The 25,071-nt window shown below is 70.7% G+C and carries 18 protein-coding genes, 1 tRNA gene and 1 pseudogene; 12 read left to right on the top strand and 8 right to left on the bottom strand.

Annotation, left to right across the window (positions count from 1 at the left end; all coding sequences use genetic code 11):
- Positions 1-226 precede the first annotated feature (226 nt).
- Both H490_RS18385 and H490_RS18380 read right to left on the bottom strand, forming a co-directional pair.
- A complete protein-coding gene (locus tag H490_RS18385) occupies positions 227-1,657 on the bottom strand; it encodes a DEAD/DEAH box helicase (RefSeq protein WP_238560286.1) in 1,431 nt (476 codons plus the stop codon).
- 341 nt (positions 1,658-1,998) lie between these two features.
- The gene (locus H490_RS18380) at positions 1,999-6,447 is read right to left on the bottom strand and encodes an efflux RND transporter permease subunit (protein WP_017882868.1); all 4,449 of its coding nucleotides are present in this window, start codon (positions 6,445-6,447) and stop codon (positions 1,999-2,001) included.
- A gap of 55 nt (positions 6,448-6,502) precedes the next feature.
- Between H490_RS18380 and H490_RS18375 the strand changes: the two genes are divergently transcribed.
- Positions 6,503-7,798, top strand: a complete 1,296-nt coding sequence (locus H490_RS18375; RefSeq protein ID WP_017882867.1) for a DUF445 domain-containing protein — start codon at positions 6,503-6,505, stop codon at positions 7,796-7,798.
- Positions 7,799-7,844: 46 nt separating this feature from the next.
- On the opposite strand, the gene H490_RS18370 is transcribed toward H490_RS18375, so the two are convergent.
- A complete protein-coding gene (locus H490_RS18370) occupies positions 7,845-8,483 on the bottom strand; it encodes a hypothetical protein (RefSeq protein WP_017882866.1) in 639 nt (212 codons plus the stop codon).
- A gap of 130 nt (positions 8,484-8,613) precedes the next feature.
- Between H490_RS18370 and H490_RS18365 the strand changes: the two genes are divergently transcribed.
- The gene (locus H490_RS18365; RefSeq protein ID WP_017882865.1) at positions 8,614-8,832 is read left to right on the top strand and encodes a DUF3073 domain-containing protein; all 219 of its coding nucleotides are present in this window, start codon (positions 8,614-8,616) and stop codon (positions 8,830-8,832) included.
- 104 nt (positions 8,833-8,936) lie between these two features.
- Here H490_RS18365 and H490_RS18360 read toward each other — a convergent pair whose 3' ends face one another.
- From H490_RS18360 to H490_RS0115440, 3 genes are all read right to left on the bottom strand, one after another.
- Positions 8,937-9,680, bottom strand: a complete 744-nt coding sequence (locus H490_RS18360) for a phosphoglyceromutase (RefSeq protein WP_017882864.1) — start codon at positions 9,678-9,680, stop codon at positions 8,937-8,939.
- Positions 9,681-9,743: 63 nt separating this feature from the next.
- Complete coding sequence (locus tag H490_RS18355) at positions 9,744-10,871, bottom strand: YgfZ/GcvT domain-containing protein (protein ID WP_017882863.1); 1,128 nt, start codon at positions 10,869-10,871, stop codon at positions 9,744-9,746.
- A gap of 273 nt (positions 10,872-11,144) precedes the next feature.
- The gene (locus H490_RS0115440; RefSeq protein WP_228407222.1) at positions 11,145-11,447 is read right to left on the bottom strand and encodes a hypothetical protein; all 303 of its coding nucleotides are present in this window, start codon (positions 11,445-11,447) and stop codon (positions 11,145-11,147) included.
- A gap of 225 nt (positions 11,448-11,672) precedes the next feature.
- Between H490_RS0115440 and H490_RS0115435 the strand changes: the two genes are divergently transcribed.
- The 4 genes from H490_RS0115435 to H490_RS18335 are packed head-to-tail and all read left to right on the top strand — an operon-like array spanning position 11,673 to position 16,458.
- Positions 11,673-12,341, top strand: a complete 669-nt coding sequence (locus H490_RS0115435; RefSeq protein WP_017882860.1) for a winged helix-turn-helix domain-containing protein — start codon at positions 11,673-11,675, stop codon at positions 12,339-12,341.
- A complete protein-coding gene (gene mshD, locus H490_RS18345; RefSeq protein WP_017882859.1) occupies positions 12,342-13,322 on the top strand; it encodes a mycothiol synthase in 981 nt (326 codons plus the stop codon).
- Positions 13,319-15,445 carry an RNA degradosome polyphosphate kinase gene (locus H490_RS18340; protein WP_017882858.1) on the top strand — a complete coding sequence of 709 codons (2,127 nt, stop codon included), beginning with the start codon at positions 13,319-13,321 and terminating at the stop codon, positions 15,443-15,445. The genes mshD and H490_RS18340 overlap by 4 nt, the downstream gene beginning before the upstream one ends.
- Positions 15,442-16,458 (top strand): NUDIX hydrolase, encoded by a 1,017-nt coding sequence (locus tag H490_RS18335; RefSeq protein ID WP_017882857.1) that lies wholly within the window; start codon positions 15,442-15,444, stop codon positions 16,456-16,458. The genes H490_RS18340 and H490_RS18335 overlap by 4 nt, the downstream gene beginning before the upstream one ends.
- Positions 16,459-16,642: 184 nt before the next feature.
- Here H490_RS18335 and H490_RS18330 read toward each other — a convergent pair whose 3' ends face one another.
- Positions 16,643-17,878, bottom strand: a complete 1,236-nt coding sequence (locus tag H490_RS18330) for a CapA family protein (protein WP_238560285.1) — start codon at positions 17,876-17,878, stop codon at positions 16,643-16,645.
- 162 nt (positions 17,879-18,040) lie between these two features.
- On the opposite strand from H490_RS18330, the gene pstS reads away from it, so the two are divergent.
- From pstS to H490_RS18305, 5 genes are all read left to right on the top strand, one after another.
- Entirely contained in the window at positions 18,041-19,135 is a 1,095-nt protein-coding gene (pstS, locus tag H490_RS18325) for a phosphate ABC transporter substrate-binding protein PstS (protein WP_017882855.1), read from the top strand.
- Positions 19,136-19,265: 130 nt separating this feature from the next.
- Positions 19,266-20,204 carry a phosphate ABC transporter permease subunit PstC gene (gene pstC, locus H490_RS18320; protein WP_017882854.1) on the top strand — a complete coding sequence of 313 codons (939 nt, stop codon included), beginning with the start codon at positions 19,266-19,268 and terminating at the stop codon, positions 20,202-20,204.
- A gap of 2 nt (positions 20,205-20,206) precedes the next feature.
- On the top strand, positions 20,207-21,286 hold the full coding sequence (gene pstA / locus H490_RS18315) for a phosphate ABC transporter permease PstA (RefSeq protein WP_017882853.1): 1,080 nt from the start codon (positions 20,207-20,209) through the stop codon (positions 21,284-21,286).
- Between the two features lie 50 nt (positions 21,287-21,336).
- On the top strand, positions 21,337-22,116 hold the full coding sequence (gene pstB, locus H490_RS18310; protein ID WP_017882852.1) for a phosphate ABC transporter ATP-binding protein PstB: 780 nt from the start codon (positions 21,337-21,339) through the stop codon (positions 22,114-22,116).
- A gap of 199 nt (positions 22,117-22,315) precedes the next feature.
- Positions 22,316-22,390 (top strand) — tRNA-Lys (locus tag H490_RS18305).
- 5 nt (positions 22,391-22,395) lie between these two features.
- Here the strand turns inward: H490_RS18305 and H490_RS18300 are convergent.
- The gene (locus H490_RS18300) at positions 22,396-24,468 is read right to left on the bottom strand and encodes an Ig-like domain-containing protein (protein WP_017882851.1); all 2,073 of its coding nucleotides are present in this window, start codon (positions 24,466-24,468) and stop codon (positions 22,396-22,398) included.
- Between the two features lie 226 nt (positions 24,469-24,694).
- Here H490_RS18300 and H490_RS31930 point away from each other — a divergent pair.
- Positions 24,695-25,071, top strand: a pseudogene (locus H490_RS31930) (hypothetical protein); the annotation flags it as partial.

Raw genomic sequence — 25,071 nt, 5'->3', positions numbered from 1 at the left:
ACTCTCGAAGCGTCCGCATGTTCTGCCCCACCCCCGAGTTCACGCAGCGGCACCGATCGAGCCGGCAGCACCCCGATCCGCCGGGAAGAGGTGCTCCGAGGTGGATCGGTGCGGTGAGCTGCCGCGGGAGCCCGCCCAGTGCCGTGTCCCGCCCAGCGCCGCCGCCCGCCAGCGTCGCATCGACCGCCCAGCGCCCCGCCCCGCCGGCCCGGCCCGCCGCCCGGAGCTACGGGGTCGTCGGATCGTCGCCGGGTTCGTGGTCGCCGAAGGAGGCGGGCACGATCTCGGCCTGCTCGAGCAGTTCGCGCGTGCGCTTCTGCCTGGTGCGCGGGATCACCGTGAGCACGAGCCCGTCGCGGCCTGCCCGCGCCGTGCGGCCCGCGCGGTGCAGGTAGGTCTTGTAGTCGTCGGGCGGGTCCGCCTGCACCACGAGGTCGACGTCGTCGACGTGGAGGCCTCGCGCGGCCACGTCGGTCGCCACGAGCACCGACGCCTTGCCCGAGGCGAAGCGCTCGAGGTTGCGCTCGCGCCTGGCCTGGCTGAGGTTGCCGTGCAGCGCGGTGACGCGCAGCCCGGCCTCGTCGAGCATCTCGGCGAGGCGCTCGGCGTAGGCGCGCGTGCGGCAGAACACCATGATCCGCCCGGGGCGCGACGCGAGTTCGACGAGCACGCGGTCCTTGTGCTCCCGCAGCACGATGAGCACGCGGTGCTCGGCCTCGCTCACCGCTTCGCCCCCGACCTCGTGCACGGCGGGATCGCGCAGGAACTCCGACACGAGATCCGAGACGCCGCTGTCGAGGGTGGCCGAGAACAGCAGCCGCTGCCCGCCGCGCACCGTGTCGCGCAGCACTCGCTGCACGGGCTCGAGGAACCCGAGCTCGCACATGTGGTCGGCCTCGTCGATCACCGAGACGAGCACCTCGCGCAGGTCGAGCTTGCGGCGGTTCACGAGGTCGCGCACGCGCCCGGGCGTGCCGATCACGATGTCGACGCCGCGCTCGAGCGCGTGCATCTGGGGGTCGAGGGGAACGCCGCCCACCAGCTGCGCGGTGAAGAATCCGACGGAGCGGGCGATCGGCTGCACCGTGCGGTCGATCTGCAGGGCGAGCTCCCTCGTGGGGGCGAGGATCAGGGCCTTCGGGTTGCGGGGAGGCCGCTTCGGCGCCCCCTGACGCTCACCGCGGCGGGGTCGATCGCGCGAGGCGGCGCCGTCGCCCGCGAAGGCGCCCTCCGCCTTCAGTTTCAGCAGCCGCTCGACCACGGCGGCGCCGAACGCGATGGTCTTGCCAGATCCGGTGCGGGCCCGGCCGAGCACGTCGCGACCGGCGATCGCGTCGGGGATCGTCGCGGCCTGGATGGGGAACGGCTGCTCGGCGCCGAGCTCGGCGAGCACGCGCACGATGTTCGGCCCGAGGCCGAGGTCTCCGAAGGCGACGCCCTTCGCGTCGGCGGCGGTGATGAGGCGGGCGTCGAGCCGCTCGAGCACGGGGGGCTCGGCGGGGCGGGGTCCGCCCGCCACCCGCTCGGCCTGTCCATCGGCTCCGAACGCGTAGACGCGCGCCTGATCGCGCCGTTCGCCGGGGCCCGGAGCTCCCTCGCGCCCCGCCCCGCCCGAGCCCGCCGCGCGAGCCGCGCGGTCGGAACGGTCCTCGCGCACCGGCCGGCTCTCCGCCGGCCGCCTCCGTCCCGCGGTCGTAGCGCGCTCTCCCGCCTCGCGGCCGCGCTCTCCCGCCTCGCGGCCGCGCTCTCCCGCTTTGCGGCCGCGCTCGGCAGCCCCGCGATTCCGCGCGTTCGACTGCCGCTGCCCACCCTGGGTGCTGCGCGGGTGTCCGGCGCCGCTGTCCCGGCCGGCGCCCCTGGCTCCGCGCGTCGGCTGCCCCTCGTCACCGGCGGCGGCGGCGCGGCCCCCGGCCCAGCGTTTGCCGGCACGACCGGGCTTGCGGCCCGGCTCGTAGTTCGACGGGGGTTTGAAGCCGCGTCGGCCCTTCTGCGCCACCGCTATCGCCCGCTCTCGTCTTCGGGCTGCTCGCCCTCGTCGCTGCCCGGTTCCGACGCGAGGGCGCGGGTGTTCTCGGTTTCGGCGTCGGCCCCGGCGCGCTGCTCGGCGGCCTCGACCTCCTGCGTGGCCTCCCACATGAGCTGCTCCCAGTCGAGCTCGCCGGTCACGGGAGGTGCCGCGGGAGGCGCGTCGCGGGCGTCGCCTCGGCTCGGCTCGTCCCCGGCATCGAACTCGGGGACGACACCGGCCCGCGGCTCGGGCTCGGGCTCGGGCTCGGAATGCTCCCCGGGATCCCCCGGCAGCACGAGCGGCGTCACCTCGTCGGCGGCCTCGGCGCTTTCGGTGTCCGCGACATCGAGCCCGGCGCCCGCGTGCCGCGGCGCCGTCTGCTCGAGGTCGTCATCGCCGACCTCGTGATCGGACTCGCCCTCGAGCTCGGGCTCCACTTCGATCTCGGGTTCGGGTTCGGGTTCGGATCCGGTCTCGCGATCGGCTTCCGCTGCCGCCCGCTCGGGCGCCTCGTCGTCGACGGGTCCGTCACCCGCCTCCAGAGGGTTGTCCTCGCCGGTGAATCCGAGGTCGGCGAGCGCGAGCGACATCTGCGCGGTCGCCGGACCCACTTCGCCCTCCGCATCGGTCCCGGCCGTCTCGTCCGTCTCGTCCGTCTCTGAGCCATCACGATCGGTCAACTCGGGGGCCGAGAGCCCCACCCGCATGAGCTCGCTGAGGATCGCACGCTGCGTAGCGGGATCGGCCTGCGCGGCGACGGGCGCCGGCACCGGCTCGGGCGTCGCGAGCTCGTCGGCGTCGCGAGCACCGTGTGCAGGCTCGGGATCGGTCACATGCGCGCCGCCGTCGGACTGCTCCTCGAGGGCGGGGAGCGCACCGGCCGGGGTCTCCCCCGTCGCCTCGGGATCGATGCCGTCGGCTGCGCGATGCGCGTCGCGGGCGGGCCCGGCATCCACGGTCTCGGGATCGACGGCCTCCGGCGCGCGCGGGTGCTCCGGCTCAGCAGCCGGGTCGGGATCCCTGTCGCCCGCGAACCGGTCGAGGAGTTCGCCGGGCGACTCCGCGGGGTAGCCCGTCGTCGTCTCGCGCGTGGTGTCGGCGCCGAGCACGCCCACGGTGCCCACCGCGCCGACGGCTCCCGCGAAGGCGAGCGCCTCGGGGCCGGCCGACACGGATGCCTCGGCGCCGGCCTGCGGGCTGCGCCTCGGGCCGCGCCGCCACGGCGCACGGACGCTCCCGCGACCTCCGGCCCCTCCGCCGTCCCCGCGGCGCCGAGCCGCGCGCCCGGCGCCGCCCTCGCGACGACGCTCGACCGCGTAGTACAGCGTGGGCAGCACGATGAGCGTGAGCACGGTCGACGACAGCAGGCCGCCGATCACGACGACCGCGAGGGGCTGAGAGATGAACCCGCCCTTGCCCGTGATCCCGAGCGCCATCGGCGTGAGCGCGAGAATGGTCGCGAGCGCCGTCATCACGATGGGGCGCAGACGCTGCAGGGAGCCGTGCACGACGGCGTCGTGCAGCGAGTCGCCGCGGTCGCGGTACTGGTTGACGAGGTCGATGAGCACGATCGCGTTCGTCACGACGATGCCGACGAGCATGAGCACGCCGATCAGCGACGCGACGCCGAGCGGGATGCCGGTCGCGATGAGCAGCAGGATCGCGCCGGTCGCGGCGAACGGCACCGACACGAGCAGCAGCAGCGGCTGCAGCAGGCTGCGGAAGGTCGCCACCATCACCACGTAGACGATGAGGATCGCGGCGAGCAGGGCGAGTCCCAGCTGTTCGAAGGCCTCGGCCTGCTGCGACATCACGCCGCCGACCGTGGCGGTGGCGCCGGCGGGCAGGTCGACCGCTTCGAGGGCGGTGTTCACGGCGGCGCTCGCGACGGTCAGGTCGTCGCCCTCGGGCAGCGCGGAGACGGTCACCATGCGCACGCCGTCCTCGGTGCGCACGGTCACGGGGCCGTCCGCGACCTGGATCGTGGCGAGGGTGTCGAGCGTTCGCGGACCGAGCGCCGTCATGATGGGCAGCGCTGCGACCCCGGCCTGGTCGACGGCTGCGACGCCGTCGGTCAGGTAGATCGAGACGTTGTCGGCGTCCAGGGTGATCTGGCCGATCTGGCGCGGCTGCATCTGCTGCGCGATCTGGGCGGCGACGGCGGCCTCGGTGAGGCCCGCCGTGGCCGCGGCGGTGCGGTCGACCGCCACCTGCAAGAAGGGGCGCGAGGCGCCGAGGTCGCTCTCGACCTGCCGCAGGCCGGGCTGCTGCTCGAGTTCGGCGAGCATCGCGTCGCTCGCCTCTGCGAGGGTCTGCTGATCGGGGGCCGACACGTTGACCTCGATGGCGCTCGACATGGTCACGCCGCCGCCCGACTGGCCGAGCGAGAACTCGCCCGCGTCGTCGAGGCCGTCGACGGCCGCGCGGATGTCGTCCTGAACCCTGGCCTGGTCGGCGTCGGAGTCGGTGGTGATCGAGTAGCTGACCGCTCCGTCGCCGCCGCCTCCGAAGATCGCGCCCATGCCGCCGCCGCCGCTGCCGATGGTCACCTGCACGGTGTCGATGTCGGCGAGCTCGGCGAGCGCGCCCTCGACGCGCTCGACCTGAGCGAGCTGGGCTTCGAGGCTGGTGCCGGGCGCGAGCGTCTGCACGAGGCCGATCGAGTTCTGCTCGTCGTCGCCCATGAAGTTCGTCTTCATGAACGGGGTGAGCGCGATCGTGAGACCGAAGACGAGCACCGCGGTGAGCAGCGTCGCCGCGGGGCGTTTGAGCGTCCAGTCGATGACCGGTCGGTACCCCCGCTGCAGGGCCGTGAGCGGCTCCGCTGCGACCGGCTGCTGCGCCGGCGCGTCCGCGGCAGCCGCGGCGGGAGCGGCTGCGGGCGCCTCGGCGACACCGTCCGCGTCTGCGCCCCGCTTCTTCCGATCCGGCCTCAGGAACCAGTAGGCGAGCACCGGCACGATCGTGAGCGAGACGAGCAGCGATGCGGCGAGCGCGATCGTCACCGTGAACGCGAACGGGCGGAACAGCTCGCCCACCATGCCGTCGACGAACGCCATCGGCAGGAACACCGCGACGGTCGTGATCGTCGACGCCGTGATCGCGCCGGCGACCTCGCGCACCGCCTCGATGATGGTCTTCGTGCGGTCGACGCCCAGGGCGAGGTGCCGCTTGATGTTCTCGATGACCACGATCGAGTCGTCGACGACGCGGCCGATCGAGATGGTGAGCGCGCCCAGCGTGAGCATGTTGAGCGTGTACTCGGCGAAGTTGAGCCCCACGAAGGTGAGCAGCACCGAGGTCGGGATCGAGATCGCGGTGACGAGCGTGGCCCGCACCGACATCAGGAACACGAGGATCACGAGTACGGCGAACACCAGGCCGAGCAGGCCCTCGGTGGTGAGCGTGTGGATCGACTGCTCGACGTACGGCGCCTGATCGAACACGACCGAGAGCTGCTCGCCGCCGAGCTGATCCTGCAGTTCGTCGAGCTTCTGCTGCACCGCGTGCGACACGTCCACGGTGTTCGCGGCCGACATCTTGGTGACGCCGATCGTGAGGGCGGGCGCGCCGTTGATGCGCGAGATGCTCTGCTCGGGGCCCGGCTCGAGGCGCACCTCGGCGACGTCGCCGAGGGTGAGGGGCGCGGGCGGGGCCTCGTCGTCGAAGGAGGAGGGATCGCTGAACGCGCCGGTGCCCGGCAGCGGGATCGCCGCGATGTCCTCGACCGAGGCGAGCTCCGTTCCCGCCTGCACCGCGAGCGTGCGGTCCCCGTCGGTGACGGTGCCGGCCGCCATGAGCACGCCGCTCTGCTGCAGCGCGTCGGCGATGGTCTGCGGCGAGAGCCCGTTCGCGGCGAGGGCCTCGGCCGAGGGGGCGATCGTGACCCGCTCCTCGCGGGCGCCCGAGAGCTGCGCGTCGCGCACCCCGTCGATGTCGCTCAGCTCGGGGATCGCCACGCGCTCGATGAGCTGCGCCGCCTCCTCCGGCGTCTGCCCGTCGGCCGGGGCGACCGCGATCTGGATCACGGGGAAGTCGTCGATGCTGCCCGACATCACCTGCGTATCGACGGCCTCCGGCAGCAGCTGCGAGATGCGGCTGATCGCGCGCTCCACCTTCTGCTCGGTCGCGGTGATGTCGACGCCGTAGGTGAACTGCGCGACGACCATGGAAGCGCCCGTGCTCGACGTCGCGGTCGAGGTCTCGAGCTGCGGCACGCTGCGCAGAGCCGTCTCGATGGGGCCGGAGACGTCGTTGTTGACGACCTCGGGAGAGGCGCCGGGGTAGGTGGTCACCACCGCGATCGCGGGGAACTGGACGGATGGCATCAGCTCCTGCTTGAGCGATCCCACGCCGATGAGGCCGAAAACCGCGGCGACGATGGTGACGAGCGCGATCAACGCGCGGTTCTTCAGGCTGAGCGCCGTGAGAAGGTGCATGGTGTCGATTATTTCATGCGGCTACCGGGAGCCCGCCGTGGAGGATAATACTGAGATGCCGTCGTCCCGCACCCGCCGCACCCTGGGGGCCGTGTCCCCCGCAGACTTCGAGCGGCTCGCCGAGCTGCGCCGCATGCAGCGCCTCGCGGTCGCCCTGCTCATCGGCATGGCGATCGTGTTCGTGATCTCCTTCGCGCTGCAGACCCGCTACCCGTGGTTGGGCTACGTGCGCGCGGCCAGCGAGGGCGGCATGGTCGGCGCCCTCGCCGACTGGTTCGCGGTGACCGCCCTCTTCCGGCACCCGCTCGGCCTCAAGATCCCGCACACCAACCTCATCTCGAGCAAGAAGGACGACATCGGAGAGGGTCTCGGGTCGTTCGTCGAGGAGAACTTCCTCGCCGACGACGTGGTGCACGACAAGCTCGCCGGCATCAGCGGCGCCAGGCACGCGGGCGAATGGCTGTCGCAGCGGCCCAACGCCGAACGCGTGGGCTACATGATCGCGAGCGCCGGTCTCGGAGCCCTCACCGTGCTCGACGACGGCGACGTGCAAGAGCTCGTCGAGATGCTCGTGCGCCGCCACGTCGTCGAGCCCGAGTGGGGGCCGCTGCTCGGCCGCGCGGCGGAGTCGTTCGTCGACGGCGGCCACCAGCAGCCCCTCATCGACATCGCGGCCTCCCGTGTCGAGGAGTGGCTGCTCGCGCACCCGGCGGCGTTCGACCGCGTCATCTCGTCGAGGCTGCCCTCCTGGGTGCCGAGCATCGTGGATCGCTTCGTCGACGACCGGCTGCACGCCGAGACCGTGCGGTTCGCCCAGCGCGTCGGCGCCGATCCCGAGCATCCGTTCCGCATCGCGATCGCCAGATTCCTCGCCGATCTCGCCCGGGATCTGCAGCAGCAGGAGCGCCTGCAGCAGCAGCTCGAGACGTTCAAGCACGAGGTGTTCGACAGCCCGCGCATCCGCGCCGTCGCCGCCAGCACGTGGGAGACGGCCAGGGCGGCGATCGTGGCGATGCTCGAGGAGCCCGGCAGCGAACTGCGCACGCGGATCGTCTCGGCGGTGCAGGACTTCGGCCGCAAGCTGCTCGACGATCCGACCCTGCAGTACAAGATCGACGTGTGGGTGATGGGCGTGGTCGAGCACCTGGTGCGCAACTACCGCCACGATATCGCCGGCGTGATCACCGAGACCGTGCAGCGCTGGGATGCGCAGGAGGCCGCCGAGAAGATCGAGCTGCAGGTCGGCAAGGATCTGCAGTTCATCCGCATCAACGGCACCGTCGTGGGCGCTCTCGCCGGCCTCGCCATCTACACCGTCGCCACGCTCGCCATCGCGCCGCTCGCGCACTGAGCCCGTCGCTCGGCACGAGCGGGCTTCGTCGTGACGGGCCGGCGCGCTACTCCCGCGCGAACGCGACCGGCAGCAGCATGTCCTGCACCCGATCCCGCGCCGCGGTGTGGTCTGCGCGGGTCGCGATCGCGCAGCGGGTCTCGCGGCAGTCGAGGCCGTCACTCGTGGGCGCCGGCACCGTGAGGGTGGCGGTGAAGGATCCGGACCGCGCGTCGTCGTAGCGCTGCGTGGCGAACGCCTGCCACGCCCAGTCGTCGGTGATCCAGACGCTCGCCAGCGCCGCCTGCTGCGCGTGGCCCTCCTCGGCCCCCTCCGGGATGCCCCCCAGGCAGGGCCCCGGCTTCTCGTCGGGACCGCTCGGGATCGCGCACACGGCCACGTATATTCCGATACCGGCATCAAAGCCGCTGCCCCGCACCACGAGGGTGTCGCCGGGCTGCAGAGCGTCGAGCTCGGCGGGCTCTCCCTCCGGCGTCTCGACGCTCAGCTCGCGCGTTCGCCCGTCCGATCCCTGCGCGCTCGTCTCGGAGACGAACTGCTCGGGCACCGTCTGACCCGACCCGCCGGCGCTCTGATGGGTGAGAATCGGCAGCAGCACGGCGATCGCGCCCACCAGCACGAGCGCCGCGATCACCAGCACCGCGATGAGCAGAATGCGGGTGGCGCGGGGGCGGCGGGAGGTCATGCCTTCATCGTAATGGCCGCGTCTCACCCGTTGCTCCGATCTGCTAGAATCTGCTCCATACGTCTATTTGTATAAGTACCTGCCTCGCGGAAGATCGCCCGCGAGGCCTGAATGTGTAAGGGGGTCACGCATGGGGCGCGGCCGTCAGAAGGCAAAGCACACCAAGGTAGCCAGGGAGCTGAAGTATTTCAGCCCCAACACCGATCTCTCGCAACTTGAGCGCGAGCTCGCGCAGAGGTCGCAGCGCGGCTCCGATGAAGATCCCTGGGCTGAGTACGCCAGCAAATACAACTCCGACGACGACCCCGTCGACGAAGACGACACCGACGATCCCCGCGGCGAGCACTGACTCAGCCTCGCGCCTCGCACATGTGAAGGGCCCCTCCTCCGAGGGGCCCTTCACGTTGCAGCCGATCCGCCCTCGGCGTCGGCTCAGTGCTTGCCCTGGTCGGCTCAGTGCTTGCCCTGCGCGGCGACCGCTGCGGCACCGGCGGCGGCGGCCTCCGGGTCGAGGTATCGGCCCGCACCCGCCGGGGTGCCGTCTTCGTTGATGTCGTAGACGAGCGGCATGCCCGTCGGGATGTTGAGACCCGCGATATCGGTGTCAGAGATGCCGTCGAGGTGCTTCACGAGGGCGCGCAGCGAGTTGCCGTGCGCGGTGACGAGCACCGTCTTGCCCGCGTTGAGGTCGGGCAGGATCTCGCCCTCCCAGTAGGGGACGAGCCGCTCGACGACGTCTTTCAGGCATTCCGTGCGCGGCCGTTCGCCATCGATGCCCGCGTAGCGCGGATCGTCGGATTGCGACCACTCGCTCGAGTCGTCGAGGGGCGGCGGAGGCGTGTCGAACGAACGGCGCCACTCCATGAACTGCTCCTCGCCGTACTTCTGCAGCGTCTCGGACTTGTCGAGCCCCTGCAGTGCGCCGTAGTGGCGCTCGTTCAACCGCCACGACCGGCGCACCGGGATCCACAGACGATCCGCGCTGTCGAGAGCGATGTTCGCGGTCTGGATCGCCCGGCTCAGCACCGAGGTGTGCAGCACGTCGGGCAGCACGCCCGACTCCGCGAGCAGCTCTCCGGCGCGGGCGGCCTCGCCTCGCCCCTGCTCGGTCAGTCGCACGTCCACCCAGCCGGTGAAGAGGTTCTTCTGGTTCCAGTCGCTCTGCCCGTGGCGGAGCAGGATCAGCTTGTTCGTCATGGTTCCAGTCTATGAGGTTTCGCAGTGCGGGCGGGGTGCCGGGCGGCGGGCGGTGCTCGGAGACTACAGCCGCTTGAGGCGCGGGATGTGGCGCGTCGCTCCGGCATCGGCGGGCACGATCGGCTCCTGCGCCGCGGCCGCGCGCTCGGCGGTGTCGGGCAGCTCGACCTCGAGCGGCGCGTCCTCGGGCAGCGCGCGCTTCAGCAGGGCGAGCGCGATGCCGCCCCACTCGTGATGCAGCGCGGCGCGGGTGATGCGGCCCACCGGTCGCGCCTCGGGATCCCGGTCCTGTCCCGGCTGCGGCGCGCGGAACACGAGCGCGCCGGGCGTCGGCAGCTCGCCCCCCGAGCCGTCGAGGTGCAGCATCGCCAGGCGACGCGGAGGATGCCCCAGGTTGTGTACCTTCGCGACCGTCTCCTGGCCGCGATAGCAGCCCTTCGTGAGGTGCACGGCCGTGCGCAGCCAGTCGAACTCGTGCGGGATCGCGCGCTCGTCGACGTCGGCGTGCTGCGCCGGCCGCCACGCGCGCACCTCGAGCGCTTCGAGCGAGAGCAGGCCCGCGGCGCGCACCTCGCCGCTCGCGTCGCTCGCCAGCTCGATCACCGCGGGGAGCTGCTCGCGCGCGAACACGAACTGCGACACCGACCACCCCTCGGCCGCGTGCCCCTCGGGGTCGGCGTACTGCACGCCACCGCCGGTCACCGCTGCCCACGGATCCTGCCACTCCACCGCGGGCGTCAGCCCGCGCAGCGCCTCCGCGGCGGGGCCCGCTCCGGTGAAGGCGAGCACGGCCGCGTACTCGTTCGAGACGTCGTGCACCTCGACGCGCAGGGCGAATCGCATGCGCTGCAGGAACGCCGCGAGCGGCTCCGACGAGCCCTCGTCGACGAGCAGCCAGCTGCGCTCGCCATCGTCGACCACGCGCATCGCACGCTCGATGCGGCCGTTCGGATCGAGCAGCAGCGTCTCGGTGCTCTCGCCCGGGCGCAGCCCCGTCAGCTGCTGACTCGTCATCGAGTGCAGCCAGCTCAGACGGTCGGGGCCGGAGACCGTGACGATGCCGCGGTGCGACAGGTCGACGATCGCGGCGCCCCGTTCGAGCGCGCGCTGCTCGGGCAACGGCTCGCCGTAGTGAGAGGCGACGCCCACCGGGTCGGCGACGGCGCCCGGAAGCTCGAGGAACGACTGCATCAGACCCTCCCGCTCATGAGACGTGAGGCGAGCGGGTGATTAGCGCTGGCCCTTGAAGAGCTTGTAGACGACGGTGCCCGAGATCCACGCGATCGCGACACCGGCGAGACCCAGCAGGCCGAGAAAGAAGAGTTCGAGAGCGAGAAGCATGACGCCAGTCTAATACAACGCGCGCATCGGGGTACGGCGCGATCCTCACCCCTCTGACCGCCCCCGAGCCCCGGCCGCGGCTCGGCCTGAGCTCGCGACTCAGCCTCAGCCTCAGCCTCAGCCTCAGCCGAGCAGCATGCCGATCACGTCGATCACCGCGATCAGCACCACCGACCCGGCCACGCTGAACGAGACCCGGGTGATGAAGCCCTCGCGCTGAGCGGTGCCCAGCTGCAGTGCGAAGGTGACGAGCGTGCTCGCCCCCACTGCGAAGGCCAACCAGGCGAAGCGACCCTCCTGCGGGACGAGCAGCGTGACGAGCGTGCCGATGAGGGCGGCCACGGCCCAGGCGATGATCATGCGCGGCAGATGCCACGACTGCACGTCGGGCATCTCCGGGGCATCGGACTGCACGGGATCGCTCACGCCCCCATTGTCCCACAGCACCCCAGGGCGCGGGCCGAGGCCCCTCTGCACGAGCTTCTTCTCCCGCTGTCTGGCGATGATGGTCGCTTTCGGGTGCGGCCGCGCGGCGCCGCGCGGCAGGCGGCGAAGCACTCGGCGCCGCGAGAAACACGGTCGAAACGGTCGCGAAACAGTGCCCGCAGTACTATTGCCTCGGGTTGAACGCACAGTGAAGGGAGCCGATCCATGCAGCTTCTCTGCCTCACCGATCGAGATCCCGCCGATTCCCTGCCCGGGCTGGATCTGCTGCCGCACGACGTGCGCACCTCGCCGCTGTCGTTGCGCGTGCCCGAGACGATGGCGGCGCGCTTCGACGCGATCCTCGTCGACGGCACCCTCGATGCCCGCCGGGCCCGCAGCGCGTGCCTGGCTCTCGCCGAGGGCGTGGATACGCCGCGGGTCGTGCTGCTGCCCGAGCTCGCGCTCGCCGCTCTGACGCGGGAGTGGGGCGTGAGCGAGCTGCTGCTGCCCACGGCGAGTCCCGCCGAGATCGAGCTGCGCTTGCGCCTGCTCGGTCGGCCCGCCTCGGCGGCCACTGCTCCTCCGCCCGCGGTCCAGGCCGCGGGCGTTGTCATTGACGAGTCCAATTTCACGGCGCGGCTGTTCGGCCGCCCGCTCGATCTCACCTACAAGGAGTTCGAGCTGCTGCACTTCCTCGCGGGGCACCCGGGACGGGTGTTCACGCGGGAGCAGCTGCTCAGCGAGGTGTGGGGCACCGATTACTTCGGCGGCACGCGCACGGTCGACGTGCATGTGCGGCGCCTGCGCGCGAAACTGGGAGAGCACGAGGGGCTCATCAGCACGGTGCGGGGCGTCGGGTACGGCTTCGCACGTGCCCGCGTCGAGGAGGAGTAGATGCCAGCACAGCTCGAGATCGCCGAGGGGGCGTCGGATCGGGCGCTGTCCGATGCGCGCGCGCTGATCGCCGAGGCCGAGGCCGCCGACGGTTCCTCGCCCGTGTCGGATCAGGCGCTGCTGGCGGCGGCGCAGGGGCAGCGGGCGCTGCTGCTGTTCGTCGACGCGGGCGCCGAACCGGATCCCGGCACCGGTGCGCGCGGTTCGGGCGATGCGGGCGGGCCCGTCGCGGTCGGGATCGTGGGGCAGGGCGAGGTCGACCTCGCGGTGCGCCCCGGGCACCGCGGCCGTGGCGTCGGATCCGCGGCGCTCGCGGAACTGCTCGCGCGAGATCCCGGCGAGCTGAAGGCCTGGGCGCACGGCGAGAACCCGGCCGCCGAGGCGCTGCTCGCGCGGGCCGGCTTCGCGCCCGTGCGATCGCTCTACCGCATGGCGCTCGACCCCGGGCTGCTGCCGGCCGACGGGCGCGACCCGCTCGCCCTTCCCGTGCCGCAGGGGCTGCGGCTGCGGGCGTTCGATCCCGAGCGCCCCGCCGATGCGGCCGCGTGGGTGCGGGCGAACGCGGCCGCGTTCGCGACGCACCCCGAGCAGGGGCGGATCACGGAGGCCGATTTCGAGCTCATGCGCGACGAGCCGTGGTTCGAGCCCGCCGATCTGGTGCTGCTCGCCGAGGATCCGGGCGACGAGCTCGCGGGATCGACCTGGATCAAGACCGTGCGCGGCGACGACGGCGTGGAGTGCGAGCTCTACGCCGTGGGCGTGCGCCCCGAGTACGCAGGGCGGGGCCTCGGCGGGCTGCTGCTCGACGTGACGCTCGCGCGCATGGCCCAGCACTCCCCCGACCGCGTGACGCTCTACGTCGACGGCGAGAACGAGCGGGCTGTGCGACTGTACGAGCACGCGTCGTTCACCGTCGATTCACGCAGCCGTCAGTGGGCGAGACCGGCTTCGTCAGGGGTCGATGACACAATGGACGCATGACCGAAGACACCCGAGAGACCGCCGTCGAACGAGCAGAACTGCCCGCCGACCGGTACATCGATCGCGAGCTGAGCTGGCTCGCCTTCAATCAGCGCGTGCTCGAGCTCGCTGAAGACCCCGGGGTGCCGCTGCTCGAACGCGCCAACTTCCTCGCCATCTTCGCCTCGAACCTCGACGAGTTCTTCATGGTGCGCGTCGCGGGCCTCAAGCGCCGCATCGTTACCGGCCTGGCCCTGCCGACCAACGTGGGCCGGGCCCCGACCGACGTGCTGGCCGACATCAATCGCACGGCCTACGAACTGCAGCTGCGGCACGCGCGCTGCTTCCGCGAGCAGGTGCAGCCCGGCCTCGCCGAGGCGGGTATCCGCGTGGTCGAGTGGGAGCAGCTCGACACGGCCGATCGTGTGCACCTCACCGACTACTACGAGCGGCACATCTACCCGATCCTCATGCCGCTCGCGGTCGATCCCGCGCACCCGTTCCCCTACATCTCGGGCCGCGCCCTCAACCTGTCGATCCGGGTGCGCAACCCGCGCACCGACAAGGTCGAGTTCGCCCGCCTGAAGGTGCCGCAGATGATCCCCCGCTACGTGCGGGTCGACCAGCGCGAGAGCATCGACGACGTGCGCTTCATCGCGCTCGAAGAGCTGATCGCCAACCAGCTCGACGGGCTGTTCCCGGGCATGGAGGTGCTCGACCACCACGTCTTCCGGGTCACTCGCAACGAAGACATGGAGATCGAGGAAGACGAGACCGAGAACCTCATCCAGGCCCTCGAGAAAGAGCTGCTGCGCCGCCGCTTCGGCCCGCCCATCCGCCTCGAGATCTCAGACGACATGGACGAGGCGACGCTCGAACTGCTGGTGAGCGAATTCGACATCGACGAGCAGCAGGTCTACACGCTGCCGGCGCCGCTCGACCTCAGCGGGCTCTTCGCGCTCTCGGGCATCCGGCGCCCCGATCTCAAGTTCAAGCCGCACATCCCGGTCACGCACCCGCAGTTCCGCACCAACTCGCCGAGTGAGAAGCCCGACGTGTTCGGCGCGATCGCCCGGCGCGAGGTGCTCGTGCACCACCCCTACGAGTCGTTCTCGACGAGCGTGCAGGCCTTCGTCGAACAGGCGGCCACCGACCCCGACGTGCTCGCCATCAAGCAGACCCTCTACCGCACCTCTGGCGACAGCCCCATCGTCGCGTCGCTCATCAAGGCGGCCGAGGCCGGCAAGCAGGTACTCGCCCTCGTCGAGGTGAAGGCCCGCTTCGACGAAGAGGCGAACATCACCTGGGCGCGCAAGCTCGAGCAGGCCGGCGTGCACGTCGTGTACGGCCTCGTGGGCTTCAAGACGCACTGCAAGCTGGTGCACGTGATCCGCGAAGAGCAGGGGCGTCTCGCCCACTACTGCCACATCGGCACGGGCAACTACAACCCGAAGACCAGCCGCATCTATGAAGACTTCGGCCTCTTCACGTCGTCGCCCGAGGTGGGCCGCGACGTGACGAAGCTGTTCAACGTGCTGTCGGGCTACGCGATCGAGACCGACTACGACCGGCTGCTCGTCGCCCCGCTGCAGCTGCGCAGCGGTCTGCTCGAGCGCATCGAGCGCGAGGCCGAGAACGCCCGCGCCGGCCTGCCGAGCGGCATCAAGTTGAAGGCCAACTCGATGGTCGACGAGGCCATCATCGACGCCCTCTACCGCGCCAGCCAGGACGGCGTGCCGATCGACGTGTGGGTGCGCGGAATCTGCTCGATCCGCGCCGGCGTGCCGGGCCTCTCCGAGAATATCCGCGTGCGCTCCGTGCTCGGCCGCTACCTCGAGCACTCCCGCATCTACGCCTTCGAGAACGCGGGCGAGCGCGAGGTGTTCATCGGCAGCGCAGACCTCATGCACCGCAACCTCGATCGCCGCATCGAGGTGCTCGTGCGCCTCGAGGACCGCGAGCACCTGGCCCGCATCGACCGCTTCTTCGGGTTCGCGTTCAGCGACGACGTATCGTCGTGGCGCATGCTGTCCGACGGCAGCTGGCAGCGGCGCGTGGTGAGCGAAGAGGGCGAACCGCTGCCCGACCTGCAAGATCTGGTGATGATCGACCGCACCCAGGCGCGTTCGCGGAGGAGCCGGTGAGCCCGACAGCCACGCAGAAGCGCGCGAAGAGGGGCTCCGCGTCGGCCGAGCCCGCGGCGAAGCCGACCGAGGTGCTGGCGGCGGGCACCGTCTGCTGGCGGCGGGTCTACGACGAGCACGGCGATCCCGGCATCGTCGTGCTGCTGATCCACCGGGCGAAGCAGCGCGACGTCTCTTTCCCCAAGGGCAAGCTCGACCCCGGCGAGAGCATGCCGCAGGCCGCGGTGCGAGAGACGCGCGAGGAGACGGGCTACCGGGTGTCGCTCGGAGTGAATCTGGGCACGATCCACTACGCGCTCAGCGGCGGCCGTTCGAAGACGGTGCAGTACTGGGCCGCGAAGGTGTCGTCGAAGGCCGAGGCGAGCGCCAAGTTCAAGCCCAACGACGAGGTGCAGGCCATCGAGTGGGTGCCCGCCGACCGGGTGCGCGAGCGTCTGAGCTACGACGCCGACCGCGAGCTGTACGACGTCTTCCTGCGGCTCGTCGACCGTGAACTGGTCGACACGTTCTCGGTCACCCTGCTGCGGCACGCGAAGGCCGAGCCCCGCAGCAGCACCTTCCCCGTCGACCATCTGCGCCCCCTCGCAGACGTCGGCGAGGAGCAGGCCGAGACGCTGGTTCCCACGCTGCAGGCGTTCGGGCCCCGCCGCATCTACTCGTCGACCGCGGTGCGCTGCCTTTCGACGGTGGCGCCCCTCGCCGAGCGCCTCGGCAAGCGGGTGCGCGCGAAGCAGGCGCTCAGTCAGGACACCTGGGACGAGGGCGACCTGAGCTCGCTGCGCAAGCTCGTCGCCAAGGTGATCGGCCGCGGCCGCAACGCGATCCTCTGCAGCCACCGCCCCGTGCTGCCCGACCTCGCGCGGCAACTCGCGATCGTCACCGGCAGCCCCCAGGGCCGCTACCTCGAAGAAGCCGCGTCGCTGCCGCCCGCAGGTTTCTCGGTGCTGCACTTCTCTCGTGCGCGCCCCGAAGCGGGCATCGTGGCGGTCGAGACCTACCCGCTCAAGCACTGAGGCTCGCGCGCACCTCTCGGCGGGCGCAGGGGCCCTCCGGCTCTCCCGAGCGGGTAAGAACTGCTGCGCGTCTCCGGAAACCCGACCGTTTTCGACCAGTCGGCATGCGCGCAGCCCACGCACCTGCGACGGGTTGGGCGCAGGCGCAGGCACAGGGGGCGCGACGCGGCGGAGCCGCGCGCCGCTACTCCTGCGTGATCAGCCACTCGCGGGCGCCGAAGTCGGCCGCCCCCATCGCGTTGGCCGTCGCGCGCGTGCGCTCGAGCACGCCGGCATCGAAGTCGGGCGACTGGCAGACGCCCTGCGGCTGATCCGGCATCACCGAGCACCACTTGTAGCGGCCGTCCTGCGTGTTCGTGGCGGCGTTCCAGGCGAGGTCGTTGGTGACCCACGTGCCGTCGGTCTGCTTCGCGAACTGCACGCGCGCCATCAGAAACTCGTTGTTCACCTGCTGTGCGGGCGGCGCCGACTCGCTGATCGTGTTGCCGGTACCGTAGAGGATCCACTTGCCGTTGTAGCTCTCGAAGGGCTGCACCGAGTGGGAGTGGTGCTGGTAGACGAAGTCGAACAGGCCACTGTCGTGCAGCTGATGCGCGAGCTCGATCTGGCCGCCGGTCGGCTCGGACCAGTACTCCTCGCCGATGTGCTGCACGCCGATCACGATCTCGGCGCCCATCTCGCGGGCCTTCTGGGCCTTCGCGATCGCCCGTTCGGGGTCGACGCGCGGCTCCTCCTCGCGGTAGTCGACCTGCCACTCGTAGTCGGCGTACAGGCCGTTGAGCGAGAACGTCGACGTGATGATCGCGACCTTCACGCCGTTGGCCTCGACGACGAGCGGCACGTCGCGCTCGCCCTCGGCCCGGTACGAGCCGGTGTGGGCGATGCCGGCCTGGTCGAGCACGTCGAGTGTGCGGACGAGCCCCTCGGTGCCCTGGTCGACGGTGTGGTTCGACGCGGTGGTGCAGACGTCGTATCCGATCGCCTTGACCGCGGCGGCCAGCTCGGGCGGCGTGCTGAAGGCCGGGTAGCCCGCGTAGGGGCCGCCGACCGGGGCGAGCGGGGTCTCCATCTGGCAGATCGCCAGGTCGGAGCGGTCGAGGTAGGCGCGCTGCCCCTCGAGCAGCGGTACGAAGTCGAAGTTCTGGCCCGCCTCGTTGGTGGGGATCGCGTACTGGCTCCAGAGCCCCTCGTGGAAGAGCAGGTCGCCCGACACGGCCACGCTCACGCAGTGGTCGGTGGGGCAGGCGGGGCCGACGCCGGGCTGAGGCTCGGGGGTCGGTTCGGGCTCGGGCGTCGCCGTCGGCTCGGGGGCCGCGACCGGGGCCTCCTCCGGCTCAGGCGCGCACCCCACCAGTCCGATGCCGCCGGCGATCACCGCAAGCGCCGCCCCGAAAACCACGATCCGTCTCTTCCCACTCACGCGCACCATGCTACATCGCATACGGCGACAGGCAGCGGGCACCGCGAGTTCACCCTCTGTTCACCTCCCGGCAGACCTCGCGTCACGAAGCCTCCCTAGCGTGGACATGTGGTCGTTCGCGATCATTCCCTCATTTCAGATTGAGATTGGAACATACTCGAAGTGAAGCTTTCAGCATTCGCAAAGGTCGCCGCCATCGGCGGCATCGCCGCGCTCACCCTCACCTCGTGCGCCGCGAACGAGGGCGGTTCGGCCGAGGGCGATGTCCAGGCCTCGTCGCTCTCCGGCACCCTTGTGGGCGGCGGCGCTTCGTCGCAGGGCTCGGCACAGGAGGCCTGGGTCGCCGGCTTCCAGACCACGCACGCCGATGTCACCGTGAACTACGATCCCGCCGGTTCCGGCGCGGGCCGCGAGACCTTCCAGCAGGGCGCCTCCGCCTTCGCGGGCAGCGATCGGGCGTTCAAGACCGACGAGATCGAGGCCGGCCCCTTCGACAGCTGCGCCACCGACGCGCTCGTCGAGTTCCCCGCCTACATCTCACCGATCGCCATCATCTTCAACGTCGAGGGCCTCGACTCGCTGAACCTCGACGCGGCCACCGTCGCGAAGATCTTCAACGGCTCGATCACCCAGTGGAACGACCCGGCGATCGCCGCGCAGAACGAGGGCGCTCAGCTGCCCGACCTGAACATCACCGCCGTGCACCGCTCCGACGAGTCGGGCACCACCGGCAACTTCACCGAGTACCTCTCGGCCACCGCGGCCTCCGACTGGACCGTCGGCTCGATCGAGAGCTGGCCGACCGAGTTCGGCGGCGAGGGTGCGCAGGGCACCTCGGGCGTCGTCGAGGCCGTGACCAACGGCGTCGGCACCATCGGCTACGCCGACGCGTCGCGCGCCGAGGGCCTCGGCACCGTCGCGATCAAGGTCGGCGAGGAGTACGTCGAGTACTCGCCCGAGGCCGCCGCCGCGATCGTCGACGCCTCGACCGTCGAGGAGGGCCGCACCGACCACGACATCGCGATCGAGCTCGACCGCACCAGCACCGCCGAGGGCGTCTACCCGATCGTGCTCGTCAGCTACCTGATCGGCTGCGAGGAATACGCCGATGCCGCGAACGCCGAGCTGGTGAAGGAGTACTTCAGCTACATCGTCAGCGAGGAGGGCCAGCAGCTCGCCGCCGACGCCGCGGGCAGCGCCCCCATCTCGGCCGATCTGCGCAGCCAGATCGAGCCGGCCATCGCCGCCATCAAGTAGCATCCGCTCGCGGGCCCGCTCCCTCACAATAGATAGGGGGCGGGCCCGCGTCCGCGGCGTCGTCCCCTGCGGCAGACCCAGGGGACGGGATCCCGATCCTCGCCCTCTTCCCATCGATCCAGGAGCCCGAGTGACCTCCACCTCCGCCACTTCCAAGCCCGTGCTGAGTCTCGGCGATCGCATCTTCTCGCGCTCCGCGGTCTTCGCCGGCAGCATGATCCTCGTCACCCTGGCGGCGGTCGCGATCTTCCTCATCGTGCAGAGCCTGCCCGCCTTCGTCGCCACCGACGAGACCGCTTCGCTGCTGCCCGACAACTTCTGGTCGTACGTCTGGCCCCTCATCTTCGGCACGATCTGGGCCGCCGTGCTGGCGCTGCTCATCTCGCTGCCGCTCGCGATCGGCATCGCACTCTTCATCTCGCACTACGCGCCCCGCAGGGTGTCGGCCGTGCTGGGCTACATCGTCGACCTGCTCGCCGCCGTGCCCAGCGTGGTCTTCGGCCTGTGGGGCATCGGCGTGCTGGCGCCCGCCGCTCAGCCCGTCTTCGTGTGGCTCAACACCTACCTCGGGTGGATCCCGTTCTTCGGCGGCACGGTGTCGGGCACCGGACGCACGGTCCTCACCGCCGCGCTCGTGCTCGGCGTCATGGTGCTGCCCATCATGACCGCGATCTGCCGCGAGATCTTCCTGCAGGCGCCCGTGCTGCACGAGGAGGCCGCGCTCGCGCTCGGCGCGACCCGCTGGGAGATGATCCGCCTCGCCGTGCTGCCCTTCGGCCGCCCCGGCATCGTCTCGGCCGCCATGCTCGGCCTCGGCCGCGCCCTCGGCGAGACGATGGCGGTCGCGATGGTGCTCTCGGCGACGGGCCTCGTGAGCTTCCGACTGCTCACCAGCGAGAACCCCTCGACCATCGCCGCGAACATCGCGCTCTCCTTCCCCGAGGCCTACGGTGAGAACGTCAACGTGCTCATCGCCACCGGCCTCATCCTCTTCATCGTCACGTTCCTCGTCAATGCGGTCGCCCGCTGGATCGTGAGCCGCCGCGCCGAGTTCTCTGGAGCCAACTGACCATGGCACTCACCGTCCGCCCCGTCTCCTCCGGCGCCGTGCTCACGGGCAACCGGCTGCCGAAGCCCACGACCTGGATCATCCTCGGCGCGAGCCTCGCCGCGTCGCTCGCCCTCTTCGGCCTGCTCTCCCTCGCGAACGGCGCCGAGTTCAACCTCGTCGGTGCCGTGCTGATCGGCCTCATCCTGCACCTCGTCGTGACCACCTCGATCTCGGCCGCCGTCGAGGGCCGCCGCCAGGCGACCGACCGTTTCGTCACCAATCTCGTCACGGGGGCATTCCTGCTCGCCATGGTGCCGCTGATCTCGGTGGCGATCACGGTCGTCGGCAACGGCGTGGCACGCCTGGACCCCGAGTTCTTCAACTCCTCGATGCGCAACGTCACGGGTGAGGGCGGCGGCGCGCTGCACGCGATGGTGGGCACGCTGATGATCACGCTCGCGGCCACGGTCATCTCGGTGCCGCTCGGCCTCATGACCTCGATCTACCTGGTCGAGTACGGCCGCGGTCGACTCGCGAAGACCATCACCTTTCTCGTCGACGTGATGACCGGCATCCCCTCGATCGTCGCCGGCCTGTTCGCCTACGCGGCCTTCGCGCTCTTCCTCGGGCCCGGCGTGCGCATGGGCATCATCGGCGCGGTCGCCCTCTCGGTGCTGATGATCCCCGTGGTCGTGCGGTCGAGCGAGGAGATGCTGCGGCTCGTGCCCAACGAGCTGCGCGAGGCCTCGTACGCGCTGGGGGTGTCGAAGTGGCTGACGATCATGAAGGTGGTGCTGCCCACCTCGATCGCTGGCATCACCACGGGCATCATGCTGTCGATCTCCCGCGTGATCGGCGAGACCGCGCCCCTGCTCATCACCGCCGGATTCACCGCGAGCATGAACTACAACCTGTTCAACGACCGCATGCAGTCGTTGCCGGTGTTCGTGTACACCCAGTTCGCGAACCAGGGCAATCCCGCGTGGGCGTTCCTCGAGCGGGCCTGGGCGGCGGCCCTCGTGCTCATCCTCATCGTCATGGCCCTCAACCTCGTCGCCCGCTTCGTCGCGAAGAAGTTCTCCCCCAGCACCGGGCGCTGACCGCCGCCCGCCCCAGTCTTACTCCACCGTCTCAGAACCAAGGGAACGCAATGTCCAAGCGCATCGAAGTCAACGACCTCAACGTCTACTACGGCAGCTTCCTCGCCGTCGAGGGCGTCTCCATCAACATCGAGCCCCGCAGCGTCACCGCGTTCATCGGCCCCTCGGGCTGCGGCAAGTCGACGTTCCTGCGCACCCTCAACCGCATGCACGAGGTCATCCCCGGTGCGCGCGTCGAGGGCGAGGTGCTGCTCGACGGCGACGACCTCTACGGCCCGGGCGTCGATCCGGTGCTCGTGCGCCGGCAGGTGGGCATGGTGTTCCAGCGCCCCAACCCGTTCCCCACCATGTCGATCCGGGAGAACGTGCTGGCCGGCGTCAACCTCAACAATCGCAAGATCTCGAAGAGCGACGCCGACGATCTCGTGGAGCGCTCGCTGCAGGGCGCCAACCTGTGGAACGAGGTGAAGGATCGCCTCGACAAGCCGGGATCGGGCCTCTCGGGCGGTCAGCAGCAGCGCCTCTGCATCGCCCGCGCCATCGCGGTCTCGCCCGAGGTGCTGCTCATGGACGAGCCCTGCTCGGCGCTCGACCCGATCTCGACGCTCGCCATCGAGGATCTGATCGACGAGCTGAAGAAGGAGTACACGATCGTCATCGTGACCCACAACATGCAGCAGGCCTCGCGCGTCTCGGATCGCACGGCGTTCTTCAACATCGCTGGCACGGGCAAGCCGGGCAAGCTCATCGAGTACGACGCCACTTCGAAGATCTTCTCGACCCCGTCCGTGAAGGCGACCGAGGACTACGTCTCGGGCCGCTTCGGGTAGGTCTCCGCGTCGAGGCCGGCGCGGCTGCCGCGCCGGCCTCCCGCACCGCGGAGCCCCGAACTGCACTGCCTCCGGGGCGCAGTTCGGGGCTCCGCTTCGTCGTCTCCGAGGAGGGGGCAGGGGACCCCGGCCGAGGAGCGGAGGCAGTCCCGGCTGGCGTGCAGCGGCGCGCACCGATCCGATAGGCTTATCCGGGTCCGCCCCTATAGCTCAGCGGTAGAGCTACGGACTTTTAATCCGCAGGTCGTAGGTTCGATCCCTACTGGGGGCACCACCGCGTCAGACGCTTCGCCGAGTGCTGCGACGCACCAGCAGCATGCACCCGAGGAGCAGCGCTCCGGCAGCGAGCAGCAGCCCCGACGGGTCCGCACCGGTGCTCGCAAGCCGTGCAGCCCCGGAAGTCGCGCTGGTGACACCGGGCTCGTCGGTGCGGGCCGCCGCCGCTGCGAGGTTGATCCTGAACGTCTGATCGGCGAACTGCCCGACCCGGTCGGTGGCCCGCACGACGAGCTCGTACTGCGTGTTCACCGCCATTCCTCGCGTGTCGACGGTCACGATCCCGGCCTCGTTCACGGTGGCGGGGCCCGTCGCGAGCAGCATCGAGAATGCCGAGAGTTGCCGCATCGCGGCGGCGGGGCCCGCTGCACCCGCCTTGGGGAGCGCCGTGGGCTGCTGCAGCATGGTGAAGGCCCCGGTCTCGGGCAGATTGCCCGGCAGGAGGGCCCCGGCGTCGAACTGCACCAGATCGCCGACTCTGGCGGTCTTGCTGACGAGGCCCGGCGCGGTGTGGGCGAACGCCGGCTTCGGCAGCACGGCGACGGTCACGGTGCCCGTGGCGGTGCCGCCCCGGGCATCCGCCACGGTGTAGGCGAGAGTGATCTCGTGCGCGGCCTCGCCCGCACTCCAGGCGTGGTCCGGCATCACCGCGACTGCGCCGGAGGCCAGGTCGGGCTGCACTGCCGCGTCGCCGGAGACGAGGCTGACCGCGGCGAGGGCCTTGCCCTCCCCGCCCGAGCCGTCGAGCAGGTCGAGCACGAACGCCGCGTCGGGCTGCTCCATCGTGATGTCGGGGGCGGCCGCGCCCTCGTACGCTTCGAATCGGACGTCGACCGTCTCGGACTGCCCGACCTTGTCGGTGACCCGCACGGTGACGCTGTCGATGGTGCCGAGCGGCATGCCGGCCGGGGCGGCGTAGGCGACCACGCCCGCGTCGTTCACCGTCGCCGTGCCGAAGCTCGGCGGTGCAACGATGCTGTAGCCGTCGGTGGCGGGGATCACTGGACCGTTCAGGACCTTGACCGCCGAAGTCGCGCTTCCCCCGACCGGCACGTCGCCCACGAGCGTCGGTGCGGTGATGACCGGAGCCCGCAGCACACGAACGTTGACCTGCGCCGTCGCGGGTCCGTTGTCGTCGGTGATCGTATAGGGGGCGACGAAACCGGTCGAGGCCTCCAGCGGGCCCCAGTTTCTCACGGGAGGCGTGAAGGTCGCGCCCGTGGCGTCGAACGACACCGCGGCGTTGCCGGGGTTCGCGAGCACACTGGTGAGTCGCGGGTTCACCCCTCGGGCGTGGTCGGGAAGGATCTCCACGCGAGTGCTCGTGTTGCCGTCGCCGGAGGGGATGTCGACGCCGAAGGTGTCGGCCTCGGCGGTGCCCTTGATCGTGAATGTCAGCGGCTGATAGGTCTCGCCGGTCTGGCCGTAATGGTCGGTGGCGAGGATCCGCACCGTTGCGGTGCTGTTGGGCACCGCGTTCGCGGGGGCCGTGTAAGTGACCACCCCGTCACTCGCGACGGCTGCGGTTCCCATCGACGGCTGGGCCTTCACCGAATAGCTGCTGCCGCCGGTCGCCGCGCCCGCCACGAACTCTTCTCCGCGCGCTTCGACTCGCAGTTGCACGGTCTCGCCGGCTGCGACGACGGCGTCGCTCAGGCCCGATGCGAACACCCACGGCTTGTGGACGAAGGTGAGGTCGATCTGCCCGCTGGCGGTCTCGCCATCGCTTTCGACCGTGTACCCCACCGTCGCCTGGGTGCGGTGGTTGGGGAAAGCCGGCGTCTGCGTCGGCGAGACCACGATCTGGGTGGGACCCTGAATGCTCACACTCGCACCCGCCGACGGGCTCACTGCGACGATCACGTTCCCCATACCGATTGCGCCCTGGAGCTCGACGAGTCCCCCGCCTGCGGGGAGCGTGAATCCGACCGTCGGGGCCGTGGGCGGCGCAGCCTGGGCGGGGGCGGCGATCCCGAGGAGTGCGCCGACGCCGAGCAGGAGCGCCAGCCCGCCGGCAACGAGCCGAGCGGTTCGCGAGCGGTGTTCGGCGCGCTGGAAATACGGTTGCAGCATCATCTGTGTTCCCCCGGAACAGATCGCCGCGCCCACTTCCCCAGCGAACTTGGACGGCGTCCACTCGAGGAGTGTATCAGGGCGTGTCTCGTAGCGAGACCCCGGAATCACCAATTTTATCGGGCTTTCCCGAACACCCGATCCACGCGGGGGCGGCGCCCGCGGCGTAGACTCGCGGGGCGCGCGGGATCCCGAACCCTTCTCCCGCCGTTCCGACCCGAGGAGATGTGTGACCCGAGACCATCAGCGCCCCGTGCTGCAGCCCACCGCCGACTTCGACTGGATCATCGGCTCCGACGAGCCGGGCGCTTCGCACCGCATCGCCCAGCAGACGTCGTGGGCGCTGCTGGATCGGGTGCGCACGGGCGCAGACCCCTCCGTGGTCGAGCGCGTGGTGGGGCTCGCCTCGACGGGCCCCGGCATCGACGACATCGCCGAGTTGTGGGCCCGCGAGGGAACTCACTCCCTCGCGGGGGTGCTGTGGCGCCTCTACCTGCTGCGGCGCGTGGTGGCGGGCGACGCCGAGGGGTCGGCGGATCTGTTCCGGCGCGGATCGGCGGCGGCGTTGACCATCGATCCCTTTTCGAAGATGTTTTTTTGTGGCGA

It is taken from the genome of Leucobacter sp. UCD-THU (genome assembly GCF_000349545.1).
GTDB classification, from domain to species: Bacteria; Actinomycetota; Actinomycetes; order Actinomycetales; family Microbacteriaceae; genus Leucobacter; species Leucobacter muris.
Note: the sequence above shows the minus strand (reverse complement) of the source record. Positions and strands in the feature narration are given on the sequence as shown.